This is a genomic window from Helicobacter sp. 13S00482-2, assembly GCF_002272795.1.
Lineage (GTDB): Bacteria > Campylobacterota > Campylobacteria > Campylobacterales > Helicobacteraceae > Helicobacter_J.
In genome coordinates this window covers 1-11,883 of sequence record NZ_MLAT01000027.1, presented here as the reverse complement: position 1 = coordinate 11,883, position 11,883 = coordinate 1, and the positions used below count along the sequence as shown (strand labels likewise).

Sequence of the window (11,883 nt, the reverse complement as noted above, 5' to 3'; positions counted from 1 at the left end):
TATCAGATAGAGGATTAGCTTTTAATAAACCTATATTAAAGGCATATCTCCAAAAGTCCCTAATAAGCCAAAATGCTCTTCTGGCTGAATCAGGACTGCTTGTTTTTTCAAATTTAATAACAATATCAATGACATCTCGATGAGTAACATCATTGATATTCAAAGAAGAAATAATGCTTCTATCTTTATCATATTTTGAAAAATAAGGAAGGAAATGCCCCTCAAAGAATCTTTTAATTCTTTGTATTGCACCTTTTTGTAGTTTTTCATTTTTCCTTAAAAACCATTCCTCATAAATTCTATGAATTTGAGCTTGTGTATCAAATGTTAAAAGCATTTCTTCTTGTTTTTTGATAAATTGTGGGTCTTGATTGTTAAAAACAAGTTCTTGATATTCTAAAGCTTTTTTCTTGCTTGTAACAATGAAATTTGAGGATAAGAACCCAGATTGATTAATTTTCTTCGTTTTTGATGGGTGTATCTGTATTGCCAATACTTATAACCTAAATGATGAACCAATAAGCGTAGCCCTTTTATGTCTGATAAAAAATAGTCTTTTTGTTTTGGTTTAGCATTTTTAATTTCAAGTTCTGTCATTTCTAGCCTTTTTAAAAAATCAAAACAACACAAGACTTCTTTAATTTGGGGATCAACTATAAAAGTGGTTACAAAAAAAGAAGCTATAAAATTATAGCCATTTTTGTGTCCGTTTTTGTAACCATTTTTTATTGACTACAATATACTATGATTAGTATGCAATATACTATGAAATGCAATGAAAATATTAGAAAATAGTTAATCAGCGTTGTTATTTATGAGATTTGGGGTAATTAATAGGAGATAATACACTATGATTGAATAGAAAAGGAAAGTTGTGATGGTGTCCTCGGCGGGATTCGTTTTTTAATCCGTACAATTAGCTATTTTAGGATTTATTCTAAAAATCGTCCCCAATCTGTCCCCAATACGCCTCAAATACGGTATCTTACGGGATTTCAGAGGTATATTTTAGATAAAATCGAATATTTGTTTCTCCACCATACCTATAAAACTACCTATTTTGTGGGATTCTAATTTTTAGCTGTCCCCATTTTATTTTTAGATTAAGTATCTAAAAATAACTAAAAATCTCTTCTATTTTTTAGTGAAAAAACATCTCTAATGATTGTGTATTTCTAGTGAATTTTTATATTTTTGGTTTTGCTAAGATTAAGAAATTGAGTGAAGATTTAGGAAGATTGACTGCAATAGATAAAAACAGGTAAAGAAAGGATAATCTTACCTGCTAGTAATTCTTAAATCTCTAAAGTCCATTGATGAGGATCACCAGTTTCCACAAATCTGATAAAGCCATTGATAACAAAATTTTGAGCTTGTAAAAGTGTTACAATGCCTTTGAGATGATTTTTATAACAACTTTCTCCAATTTCTAGATTTGCATCATGGTCTTCAATAATAAGTCCAAGCAATAATTGGATCTGGAAATTCATCTCTGATGTTTTTTATCAAAACTATCAAGGAAGTTATTAGATTGATAATTGCGGTAATCAAAACTATCGTTTCCATTTTATGTCTCTCCTTTTTGGATTTAAAAACAACTCTAAATTGTTTTTATGAGACAATTATACAATAATTAATTATGATTGTCAATATTTTTATAATTAATTTTCGTTATAAAACCATATTTTATAATTCTAAATGGTTTAAAATTACTCTTTTACAATGTTTTTAAGGGCACTTTTTAGAATCTCATAATCACCCAGCCTCTTTTTCAGCTCCAAATTTTCAAGATACATTTCAATCGCTTTTTTGATTTGATTGCTGATGGTTGAATTAGCCTTTGAAGCCATATTATTCAAGCTATCCCCACTATACCCTATCGCCTCGCCTAGCTCTTTGTAAGTCATACCTAAGTCTTTAGCGGTTTTTTTGATGAGGTTTTGTTCTTTACTCATTTTTTCTCCTTTTCTAGTCTCTCTATGCGTTTATTTAGCTTTCTTTCAAGTAAAAAAACATATAAGGTCAATAAACCCACTGCGATGGCTAAAATTAAAGTTTCCATTTTTTCTCCTTGTGTTATAATGGACTAGGTATCAAATCTAAAGTTATTTTAGTTGCCCCGTTATCGGGGGTATCCCTCTTAAAGAAGGGATTTGATTTTTAAAATCCAGTAAATCAACTGAATCACCAAAACTAAAATCTTTAGGAACTTTAGCATTTGATACCTCCTTTTTGGATTTAAAAGTTATGATTTATAACTTTTATGACATAATTATATATTAAATCATAACAAATGTCAAGGTTTTTATCATAATTTATATATAAAATCATATTTTTTTGTTATGATTTATGACAAAAACTCCTTAAGAAGGCTTTTTAGTTCATCTTGTTTTGATAATTTTGATTCTAATTCATTGATTTTCAGAAGCATTAAACAAGCCTTTTGTGCCTGTTCTCCGACCTCTGAAACTGCTAATTGTCTGATTCTACCCTCGCTAACCCCTATCGCCTCGCCTAGCTCTTTGTAAGTCATACCTAAGTCTTTAGCGGTTTTTTTGATGAGGTTTTGCTCATTACTCATTTTTTCTCCTTTTTCTACGTATTTTAACTAAAATTGATATTCCTTGCGGGTTTTGGGCTTGTTTTTCTCCTTCTTAGGTATCTTTGCCCACGCAGGGAAATAAATGCCACGCCGTAAGTCTTTTAGCTTTTGAATTTGTTTAGATAGTACCTCAACACTAAGCCCTATAATGCCCCTACCCCCTAGTTTTAAGGTGATGTCATTGAGCAACGAGATGCCATCATTTACCTCATCATCTTCTATCCATTTAAAAAACCTCTTTTTGATGCCCAAAGTGATTTCTAAGCGTTTCCATTCACGTAGATGGGGGTGGATATTTTCTTTGTGATACTCGGTTTGTTTTTTATATTTGTCATAAAGAAGGATTTTACAGAGATGATGGTTTGTTTTGGTGGCATTTACATAGAGCGAACTGCCTTCATTTCTGATATTTCCATCGCCTTGTATGTATTTTTCCACTGCTTTTGCTAGGAGGGCTTTGTTGGCATTATTGACACTATGATTCCAGTTAAAATCTCCTGCTAAATCTATGCTATAGACTTTGAAACGTTTCAAAAAAGCCTTTAGAATCTTCAAAGACAAACTATCAATATCTTTGCTAGGCTGATGAAACCCTGCGAAGATAACCTCAACATAATGGCTATAAGATTTTTTATTTTTATGTGCGTATTCAAAACAAGCTTTTGAATTCTCTAAGATTAAAATCGTATTGGAAATGGATTTGTTACCACGCTTTAAATTGATATATTTTATATTGAGGGGGTGTTTTTTATGGTCTGTTTTTTGAGATTTGAATTTTTGAGTTGCATATTCGTGGATTTGTTTATTTCTAGTTGTTTTTCTTATTTTTTTATGCAAATCTAGTTTTTTTAACATCACATTCAAAGAATCATTTGCTATCACAAAACGCCAGGAGTCTATACCAATAGAATATTCCTGTTTTGCATTGAGTGTTTTTGTGATGTATGACAAGGTTTTGTCTTTAGCCTATCAAATTCATATCTATGATATGTTTTCTATTAAATGTAGCTTCAAACATCAAGGTCATCTTCTCAAATTTTACTATGAGAATAAAATACCCTTGATACAATCTCTTCATTTTCAAAAAATTATTGAGAGAAAATTTGATAGAGCTTTTGGCTGTATCAAGACTATCTGTTTCAAAAAGCGGTATGAATTCCCCCATATAGTTGTTTTTGGCTATATGGTTTTGATAGACTTTGCACAAGGGGTATTTTAATTCCATATGATGCTTTCAAAATAGCTATGGGTGCTTGTGTCCAATACATCTACAAGAGGGTATTTAAAACCCAATTCATAGGCTTTATCAAACTTTAGTTTTTGATAGATTTTCCCTTGCCAGGTAAAAAACCACAGTGGGCTATAGTCTGCTTTTCTCCCCTTGATAAGCTTATTGGATTTAATGATTGTTTTCATTAGTGCCCTCCTTCATACCTCATCGAGTTCTCCACTAGCCATCTAGCTATTTCATTTGCCATATAGATTTTTTTACCTTTTAGCATCGTGTATTTAGGCAAATCCTTGCTATCTGAGATTTCATTGTAGATAGTCTTCACACTCATATTGAGTATGTTTGCTAACTCCTTCGGTCTGATGACGATGCCATACTTATCAATGATGGCTTTAGTGTAAGTACTGATGAGTTGCTTTTCATAGTTCATATTCATGTTTAACTCCTGATGCAACATCTAATAGATGGTTTTGAGTGTTCTCTAGATTTTTGATTTGCCCTTGCATACGCTTGATAGTGGCATAGATAATCTCTAAAGAAGCGTTTATATCCGCGAAGGCATCTAACTTGTTAGCGATGACATTATTGATATTAGCGATGGCTTGTGAATGATAATGTAAGCTTTGGGTCATCAATGCCATCGTTTCTTTGACATGTTTTAGGTCTTCAGTGTTCATTTACTGCCTCCTTTTCTTTTTGGTTATCTTCGCTCTGTGCTTGATTCTCTTCTTCACTCTGTTCTTTTTGTGGCTTTGCTAAATGCTTGAGGTGAGTTTGCATCACTTTTAGCATCGCTTCTACGAAACTGAGGTCAAAACTCACATCACTCATCGCTTCTCCCATCTTCTCTAAGCTTTTCTGCATCTTGAGTATGGACTGCGTTTGTAAGACGATACATTTTTCTAGTTCGTTTAGTCTCTCAGTGTTCATTGTAGTGTCCTGTTAGCAGTCCTCTAAGCATATCAAACTGCCTGTTTTTAGACGTGATTTCTTCGTTATCTTCTTCTTCAATCTCCACTTCTTGGACTTCTCTTAAATATCCTTCTTGTACGAGTCGTCTTATCGTCAATATTTTTCTTTCACTTTTTATGTGATTGTAATACCTACCTATAATGTCATTGTACATCTTGTAAGTCACGTCCATTTTCTCACACATTTTTTTTGCACTACCAAAATCATTAAATATTTTTTTAGTTGGTCTATACGCAATTCTCATTTTTTCTCCTTTTCTAGTTTTTCGATACGTTTGTGCAAAGCCCATATGCTGAAAATTAGGGCTATTAAGGCGATATTTACTAATGCTTGATATATCATTTAGACTCCTTTTTGGATTTAAAAACCTTCGTTGGTTTTTATGATTATATAGTAAAATTTACCATAAAGTCAAGTATAAAAAACTATTTTATAATAAATTACCATATAAAATTATGGAACTATTTTTGCTTTTCGCAATTAAAAAGGTAAAAAATGACAGATGAAGATAAGGTTTTATTTGAAAAGGCTAAGAAAATGTTTGGTATTAATTCTCTAAAAGAATTAGCGGTTAAATTAGGACGAGCTGAGAGCAGTGCAACCAATTGGTATAAAACTGGTTTTCCTAAGAGTCTAAGGTATGATTTGTGTATTATGCTTAACGTTCCTACCCCATCAAATATCTCTGTATCCCATACAGGAAACCATAATAATGTAATCCAACAAGTAGGTGCGATCAACAATGATAACATTAATCTCTCAAAACTCCCTCCAATAGACGAAAACATAAGAGAACTGGTAGAATTATTAATAACTTACGCCACTCCAAAGATAAGAATGGAATTAAAAGAAAAACTACTGGCTATTAAGGCTCTGGAAGAAGGATAATATAGAGGTTTGAGACAGGTAATAAATAGCACCTCATCAGGCAAGGTGGTGGGGGTGTAGTTCTCTCTTCTGTTATAGAGTTCGTTTTCTTCAAATTTGATGCTAGGTGGCTCAAAACTTTCTGCTTTGATAGTAATTGATGAGTTGATTTAGTTCTGGGGTGTCTCTGAACATCGGGGCTAATCTTCGCTTTGAATAATCCTCTGCCATATCTTCAGAAGGAAGCAAGAAGAGTATCGGGCTAGGGTTTTGATGGATATAATAGCCGATGGTGTTATTTAAAATCTCTGATTTGCCAAGCTGTGCCCCCCACATTAGTACCACTTCCCTAATATCAGGATTAGAGATGGCATTCATTGGCTCAATTTGATAGCTTAGGGCTTGAAACTTACCAAAAAGGGCGGAGGATTCCTGAGAGAGGACACGATAGGTGTTGCTCCACTGCGATAAAGTCAGAGTTGGCTTGATAAAGATAGCATTGCTAAAAACTTCTTTGAGTAAGGAGATCATAACTCTAGTTCCTTGCTAAAAATTTCTTTTGCTCTTTTGTGCAAGGCTTCGCTTTTGCTTTTAGCTACTTGCAAGATGCTCTTTTTGCTGAGTGGATATAATAGCTTCGTGTATCCGCTATAGCTTGGGTATGTTTTAGCTGAAGCTTTGTAATTGAAATTTGCATTCTTGCCCTCTTTTGAGTTCTCCCTGATGGCAACAAACTCCCCGCCCCTATCTTTGTTCCTAGCGATAAAATGTCCTTTTAGCAATACTTGAGTGTTCTTGTTGAGTTTGAGTTTCACGCCGATGATTTTCTTCCCTTGCTTGTGATTGCTTTTTTTGAAATGCTTGATGCTAAGGGGAGAATCCAATGTGATGATGGAGGCTTGTAAATTATAAGGAGTGGCTTTTTTAACCCTGCTCATTTTTTTGATTTTATTAAGCGAGATGTCCAATTCTTCTTTTACCATCTTGCTTTGTTCTTTTGACAATATAGCTATGGTTTTATTTAGATTTTTAGCAATAGCCTTGCTGAGTTCTTTTTCTAGATTCAAATTGCCTCCTTATAAGATGATGCCTTCGATGGATAACTCTTTTGTATAGTAATTGATGCCCCGCATAGAAGTGAGTACCCAGTTCTTTTTAGATTCAGATAGTCTTTGTATGAGGATATGCTTGGTGGGCTCTGAGAGAATGGTAAGTTTTAAGGGCTTGGCCTGTTTTATCAATTCTTTAAACCCTTCATATTCAGAGAGTTCAGAGATGAGGATTCTCGCATCAAAACTAATGCTTTCTTCATTGCCTCCAATTGCTTGATAGATGGGTTTTCTGATGGTCTCTATCTTCTTGATTCCCACATTTAAAGTAGTGGTGATGGACTCAATGTTTTGAGAGACTTTGAAAGAAAAGTTATCTATTTTGATAAGCGTATCTTTAATAATGGTGTTCTTGTATTTTTTAAAGACATCTTGCTTGGCTTCTTGTGGTTTGGACTCTAGCTCTTTTTGCTTTTCTTTTTGCTTTTTGAGTTCGTTTTCTAGTTCTTCTCTTGCGTCTTTAACTTTTGTATTGAAGATGTTTTTTGTCATTTTGGCTCCTTTGGTTGATTAATTTTTTAGGTTATGCTATATTTTCCTGTAAATTTAACAGGGGATAAATGATGAATAAAACCTTATTCTTCTTCTTAGCGTTTTGTTCTTGCTTGTGTAATCTCATTTTATTTACTCTCCTATGTGCACTCATTTCTACTATTTATCATCGTCATCATTTTTTGATCTATCTTTTTTTGATGGTTTGCTTGTTTGTTATTTGCAAATTCCTTGCTCATCACTTTATTAAAAAGCTCTCTGAAAAATATCATTGTGATACTCCAATCACCCAAACAAAAGCAATCAAACATCCTTTATTGATGCTAGATATTTGGCTCAGTGTTTTGATAATTGCGGTGATTCTTCTTATTATTGGACTTGTAGAAAAGATTGATAGTGTGCAAGGTAATGCGTGGTGCGTGGTGGCTATTTTTGCGTGTGTGGTGAAAGTTCGCAAACATCTAAAAGCCATATTCAATCCTAGTAGCAATGTATTCACTCCTAAAACTAACGCTGATAAGCTTTCCTTTTGGAAACTATGGCTTATAGCTGGGATTTTATGGCTAGGGTGGGTAGCACTCAGTTTTTTTGCATTTAAAATCTTTCCTATAGAGATACACGATGAAGTATCCACATACTTTGGCATAAGGGTTGAGAGTAAAAGTTCAGATATAAGTTCTTTTGTTGCATATGGCGTTGCCATCGTTTTACTTTCTTTGATGAAAGTTAGAAAGTATAAAAAACTCATTTCAGCCTCCTAAAAATTATCATCATCATAGCTATAGCTAGAAATAGCACTAGCTATCTCTTTAGGAGAGGCATTGGTATTGATGGTGATGTTTTTGTAGTCATTGATTTGTCTTGAGTTATCAGTTTGATTGGATTGTATAGAACTTAGCATTTTGGCTCCTTTGGTTGATTAATTTTTATTGAATTCTTTTTGAATTTGTGCTATATTTAGGGCAATTAATAAAAAGGGGAGTTGATGTGGTATCAAAAAGTGTTCTTGTTTGAATTTAAACTTGGTCGTATTATATCTAGTATATCCATATGGATACTCTTGTTCATTTATCTTGTTATCCTTCCTTATAATCATATCCCTTATAGCTCTATGACACCTATTGAATATTTTATTATCTTTTACACTGTCATCTTCAGACTTATCAGTGGGTGGGGAATTAAATATTTCACAAAAAAACTTCAATCTCATTGTTAAATCTCCTTTATAAATTATCATCATCATAGCTATAGCTAGAAATAGCACTGACTATCTCTTTAGGAGAGGCATTGGTATTGATGGTGATGTTTTTGTAGTCATTGATTTCTCTAGAATTATTGGTTTGATTGGATTGTATGGAACTTAGCATTTTGGCTCTATTTTCGCTTTGCTTCGCTAGGGTTTCATCTAGAGAGCCTTTGATGGTCTTAGTGGAATTCATTTCAAGCTTTTTATCCTCTCCGTCAAAAAAACTTGCTATCCAACTAGTGACCTTCCCTATGCCTTCAAAAATCAAACTAATAAGTCTTATAACATATTCAAAAGGTTTAGCTATGATACCAATAATGGTGCCAACAACCTTACCAAAACCAAGTCCTGCCTCTGCAAACTCTCCTAGTTCTTCTTGTGTGTTATTCACCTCTCCAAATATTTTAGTGAATAATGAGACTAAAGGAGAAAAGGCTGTTTTTATAGAAGTCCATAGATTACTAAAGGCCTCTTTCATTGGAGCAAGTGCCTGGCTTATTCCTTCAAAAAAACCACCAAAAAAAGCCTTAAGCGGTTTCCAATATCTATGAGCTAAGTATGCTACCCCTGTTAATATTACTCCTAAGCCTACAAATATAGCCCCAATTCCTGTAGAAATAAGGGCAATTCTAATACCTGTCAAAACTCCCTTGATGATTCTTCCTAGTAATAACATTCCTCCTCCTGCTTGTTTTAAAGATGGAGCTAAAGAAAATAAAGCATTTTTAAAACTAAAAGTTCTTAGGCTTGATAGTTTCATTAAAGTATTGTGCTTAAAGAGCCCAAAATCAAAAGTTATCAAAGAAAATAAAGCATTTGCTAAGCCGTTTTTTATTCCTGTCAGTCCCCATTTTATACCTGCTAGACTTCTATTGTAAAGATTAGCCATCATAGTAGAAATTTTAAATCTCGTATCACTGATAGCTAAAGATCTCCATAGATTTTGGAATTGGAAAGGGTAAAATACAAGTGTGCTAAATGTTTTAAAGCTTGTTATCAAAAGACCTATGCCTTTAGCAATACCAAATATTCCAAAGCTAATAGCAATGCTTACTCCTAGCCATTTGTGATTATCTAATAGATTACTAAGTCCTTCAACTGCAGTTTTTAGCCAATTACCAAAAAAATTCAACGTAGGTACAAAGCCATCTCCAATACTCGCTCCTAAATGTTTAAATGCACTTCCTAGAGAGATGACTAAATCTCCAAACCCATCTCCTGCGACTCTATCCACTGCCTTTTGTAATGCCCCACTAGAGTCTTTGGTTGCCTCTAGTGCTCTATCAAAGGCTTTCACTCCATCTTTAGCGGAGTTGATGTTATTTGCCATCTTTTTGCCAAATAGCTCTGAGATAACTCCAAATCTCTCCTCATCATCTAGATCATTTAAGTCATTGAATAGATTTTTGATGGCTTCTTGTGGGTTGTCTTGAATATCCTCTTTTAGTTGCTGTGCATCGATTCCCATTTTGGCTAATGAGTTTTTAAAACCTTCGGAGGCATTATCGATGTTATTGAGTTCTGTGAAGAATTTATTAATCGAGCTACTAGCTTCAGAAGAGTCTAACCCCACAGATAGGAAAGACGCACTGAGGGCAGAAGTTTGTTTTGCTGAGAGTCCAAAGGCTTTTGCCCCTGCTAGAGTGGAGTTGGTCACTTCTAGTATGGCTTTTGCTGATGTTTTAGTGGCTTTAGCCATAGCACTCACCTCATCAGAAAAGATAGATAAATCTTTCGTATTGAGGCTAAAGGCTTTGGAGATTTTAGAGATAGAGGCAACGGATTCCTCCACTCCTAGTTTTAGTCCTACTTGAAGATTGAGAGCTAATTGTGTGAAGGACTTTAGCTCTTCTTTACCTACTCCTAGCTGGGCACTTAGTTCTGTGGTTTTGAGTATATCATTTATGCCCACTCCATTGTTTTTACCTAAACTCCAGATGTCTTTTTTGAGAATGGAGAGTTCTTTGGTGGATAGATCAGCAAAACGATTGATTTCATTGATGGCATTGTTGAAGTCTATACTTGCGGATACGGGCTTAGAGATAAATGTGGAATAGGTCCCTAGTATTTGACCTCTAAGATTTGATAGCTGTTTATTGGCTCGTTTTAAATCCAATTCTGGTTTTACGTGCGTAGCATCGCTGATTCTTTTACCCATTTCATCAACTTTTTTGAATTGACCTGCAGGAACACTGAAGGAAACTTTGAGTTTTACTAATTCTCCTTTGAATTTATTGATCGGGTTTGATATTCCTTTGGCAATGCTATCACTTAGACTCTCTCCTATTTTTCTACTGAAAATCCTGATGCCTTTAGTGATCTCTGAAAATTCTGCTCCTAGATTAAGTGTTAGATCTGATTTTAAGCCCATTGTTTATCCTTTATTGTGGTTTTGGTGTTGATTTTTTTAAACAAACGATGTAAAATATTCATAGATTGAATATTTAGGAGTGAGTGATGCCCTTGTGGTTTTGGTGTATGGTGCCTGTGGTGTCTATTGGTATCACGATATTCATAAGGCTGAAATACGATCGTAGTGAAGAGATGAATAAACTCCGTGAAGAGATTAAAAACGACACCAATGCTTTTAAGAATGAGCAGGATAAATTGAAAGTAGATTTTAAAGCCAAAAGACAAGCAAATCAACAAGCATTGGAGGAAAAACGTGCTCAGGAAATGTTGAATGAAAAACCTTACTGGCTTATGCATTTTGAAAAGTTTGAAGCTAAAATGGAAAAGAAAATTGAAGCTAAAATGGAAAAGGAAAAAGGAAAAAAAGGACCTGTAGCAAGATTTTTCATTCACATTTACAATATCCTGATGTTTTTCGCTCTCCCTTTTCCAGCTTTCTTGCTTTTCTTGTCTATGATTATATTTGGTTTGTCTGGTGGTCACTATGGAGGTGATTTTATGGGTTTTTCTGGTGTATATACGTTTTTCGGTGTTATTTTTACTCTCTTGGTTATGACCTTTCTCAGAGGGTTTATGGAAATGTGTGGGCTTGATAGTTCTGATAACAATGGCATATTTCTTGACCCCAATTGACCTTAACCACCCAAAAAAAGCTTCAAATAAATCTTTGAATTTATTGATCGGGTTTGATATTCCTTTAGCAATGCTATCACTTAGGCTCTCTCCTATTTTTCTACTGAAAATCCTGATACCTTTAGTGATCTCTGAAAATTCTGCTCCTAGATTAACTGTTAGATCTGATTTTAAGCCCATTGTTTATCCTTTATTGTGGTTTTGGTGTTGATTTTTTTAAACAAACGATGTAAAATATTCATAGATTGAATATTTAGGAGTGAGTGATGCCCTTGTGGTTTTGGTGTATGGTGCCTGTGGTGTCTATTGGTATCACGAT

The 11,883-nt window shown here is 34.0% G+C and carries 21 protein-coding genes; 4 read left to right on the top strand and 17 right to left on the bottom strand.

Features of this window, described 5'->3' with window-relative positions:
- The 12 genes from BKH42_RS08590 to BKH42_RS08540 all read right to left on the bottom strand — a co-directional run.
- The coding region (locus tag BKH42_RS08590) for a hypothetical protein (RefSeq protein ID WP_143428602.1) at positions 1 to 337 on the bottom strand (337 nt) is incomplete at its 3' end.
- A 59-nt stretch (positions 338 to 396) separates the two neighbouring features.
- The gene (locus tag BKH42_RS08585; RefSeq protein WP_095296201.1) at positions 397 to 597 is read right to left on the bottom strand and encodes an Arm DNA-binding domain-containing protein; all 201 of its coding nucleotides are present in this window, start codon (positions 595 to 597) and stop codon (positions 397 to 399) included.
- A 698-nt stretch (positions 598 to 1,295) separates the two neighbouring features.
- A complete protein-coding gene (locus BKH42_RS09570) occupies positions 1,296 to 1,490 on the bottom strand; it encodes a hypothetical protein (protein WP_180674030.1) in 195 nt (64 codons plus the stop codon).
- A gap of 219 nt (positions 1,491 to 1,709) precedes the next feature.
- Entirely contained in the window at positions 1,710 to 1,955 is a 246-nt protein-coding gene (locus BKH42_RS08580) for a transcriptional regulator (RefSeq protein ID WP_095296200.1), read from the bottom strand.
- 392 nt (positions 1,956 to 2,347) lie between these two features.
- The gene (locus BKH42_RS08575) at positions 2,348 to 2,581 is read right to left on the bottom strand and encodes a sigma factor-like helix-turn-helix DNA-binding protein (protein ID WP_095296199.1); all 234 of its coding nucleotides are present in this window, start codon (positions 2,579 to 2,581) and stop codon (positions 2,348 to 2,350) included.
- 27 nt (positions 2,582 to 2,608) lie between these two features.
- The gene (locus tag BKH42_RS08570; protein WP_095296198.1) at positions 2,609 to 3,553 is read right to left on the bottom strand and encodes a hypothetical protein; all 945 of its coding nucleotides are present in this window, start codon (positions 3,551 to 3,553) and stop codon (positions 2,609 to 2,611) included.
- A 10-nt stretch (positions 3,554 to 3,563) separates the two neighbouring features.
- Positions 3,564 to 3,827, bottom strand: a complete 264-nt coding sequence (locus tag BKH42_RS08565) for a hypothetical protein (protein ID WP_095296197.1) — start codon at positions 3,825 to 3,827, stop codon at positions 3,564 to 3,566.
- Positions 3,818 to 4,018: a hypothetical protein gene (locus BKH42_RS08560; RefSeq protein WP_095296196.1), complete on the bottom strand. Its 201-nt coding sequence runs from the start codon at positions 4,016 to 4,018 to the stop codon at positions 3,818 to 3,820. The genes BKH42_RS08565 and BKH42_RS08560 overlap by 10 nt, the downstream gene beginning before the upstream one ends.
- On the bottom strand, positions 4,018 to 4,269 hold the full coding sequence (locus BKH42_RS08555; protein WP_095296195.1) for a helix-turn-helix domain-containing protein: 252 nt from the start codon (positions 4,267 to 4,269) through the stop codon (positions 4,018 to 4,020). Before BKH42_RS08555 ends, BKH42_RS08560 begins: the two co-directional genes overlap by 1 nt.
- A complete protein-coding gene (locus BKH42_RS08550; RefSeq protein WP_095296194.1) occupies positions 4,253 to 4,510 on the bottom strand; it encodes a hypothetical protein in 258 nt (85 codons plus the stop codon). Before BKH42_RS08550 ends, BKH42_RS08555 begins: the two co-directional genes overlap by 17 nt.
- On the bottom strand, positions 4,500 to 4,763 hold the full coding sequence (locus tag BKH42_RS08545; protein ID WP_095296193.1) for a hypothetical protein: 264 nt from the start codon (positions 4,761 to 4,763) through the stop codon (positions 4,500 to 4,502). The genes BKH42_RS08550 and BKH42_RS08545 overlap by 11 nt, the downstream gene beginning before the upstream one ends.
- A complete protein-coding gene (locus tag BKH42_RS08540; protein WP_095296192.1) occupies positions 4,753 to 5,049 on the bottom strand; it encodes a hypothetical protein in 297 nt (98 codons plus the stop codon). The genes BKH42_RS08545 and BKH42_RS08540 overlap by 11 nt, the downstream gene beginning before the upstream one ends.
- 251 nt (positions 5,050 to 5,300) lie before the next feature.
- Between BKH42_RS08540 and BKH42_RS08535 the strand changes: the two genes are divergently transcribed.
- Positions 5,301 to 5,693 carry a hypothetical protein gene (locus BKH42_RS08535; protein WP_095296191.1) on the top strand — a complete coding sequence of 131 codons (393 nt, stop codon included), beginning with the start codon at positions 5,301 to 5,303 and terminating at the stop codon, positions 5,691 to 5,693.
- A 111-nt stretch (positions 5,694 to 5,804) separates the two neighbouring features.
- On the opposite strand, the gene BKH42_RS08530 is transcribed toward BKH42_RS08535, so the two are convergent.
- Genes BKH42_RS08530 through BKH42_RS08520 form a run of 3 tightly spaced genes read right to left on the bottom strand, consistent with a single transcriptional unit; the run spans position 5,805 to position 7,273 of the window.
- A complete protein-coding gene (locus BKH42_RS08530) occupies positions 5,805 to 6,203 on the bottom strand; it encodes a phage terminase large subunit family protein (RefSeq protein WP_095296190.1) in 399 nt (132 codons plus the stop codon).
- Positions 6,200 to 6,739: a hypothetical protein gene (locus tag BKH42_RS08525; protein WP_095296189.1), complete on the bottom strand. Its 540-nt coding sequence runs from the start codon at positions 6,737 to 6,739 to the stop codon at positions 6,200 to 6,202. The genes BKH42_RS08530 and BKH42_RS08525 overlap by 4 nt, the downstream gene beginning before the upstream one ends.
- Before the next feature lie 9 nt (positions 6,740 to 6,748).
- On the bottom strand, positions 6,749 to 7,273 hold the full coding sequence (locus BKH42_RS08520) for a hypothetical protein (protein WP_095296188.1): 525 nt from the start codon (positions 7,271 to 7,273) through the stop codon (positions 6,749 to 6,751).
- A gap of 71 nt (positions 7,274 to 7,344) precedes the next feature.
- Between BKH42_RS08520 and BKH42_RS08515 the strand changes: the two genes are divergently transcribed.
- Positions 7,345 to 8,034 carry a hypothetical protein gene (locus BKH42_RS08515; protein WP_143428600.1) on the top strand — a complete coding sequence of 230 codons (690 nt, stop codon included), beginning with the start codon at positions 7,345 to 7,347 and terminating at the stop codon, positions 8,032 to 8,034.
- On the opposite strand, the gene BKH42_RS09565 is transcribed toward BKH42_RS08515, so the two are convergent.
- Complete coding sequence (locus BKH42_RS09565) at positions 8,031 to 8,174, bottom strand: hypothetical protein (protein WP_180674029.1); 144 nt, start codon at positions 8,172 to 8,174, stop codon at positions 8,031 to 8,033. The two genes, BKH42_RS08515 and BKH42_RS09565, sit on opposite strands and share 4 nt — an antisense overlap.
- A gap of 84 nt (positions 8,175 to 8,258) precedes the next feature.
- Between BKH42_RS09565 and BKH42_RS09560 the strand changes: the two genes are divergently transcribed.
- On the top strand, positions 8,259 to 8,489 hold the full coding sequence (locus tag BKH42_RS09560) for a hypothetical protein (RefSeq protein ID WP_180674028.1): 231 nt from the start codon (positions 8,259 to 8,261) through the stop codon (positions 8,487 to 8,489).
- A gap of 7 nt (positions 8,490 to 8,496) precedes the next feature.
- Here the strand turns inward: BKH42_RS09560 and BKH42_RS08505 are convergent, their stop codons facing one another.
- Positions 8,497 to 10,890 (bottom strand): phage tail tape measure protein, encoded by a 2,394-nt coding sequence (locus BKH42_RS08505; protein WP_095296185.1) that lies wholly within the window; start codon positions 10,888 to 10,890, stop codon positions 8,497 to 8,499.
- 86 nt (positions 10,891 to 10,976) lie between these two features.
- On the opposite strand from BKH42_RS08505, the gene BKH42_RS08500 reads away from it, so the two are divergent.
- The gene (locus BKH42_RS08500) at positions 10,977 to 11,564 is read left to right on the top strand and encodes a hypothetical protein (RefSeq protein WP_095296184.1); all 588 of its coding nucleotides are present in this window, start codon (positions 10,977 to 10,979) and stop codon (positions 11,562 to 11,564) included.
- Positions 11,565 to 11,883: the final 319 nt, after the last annotated feature.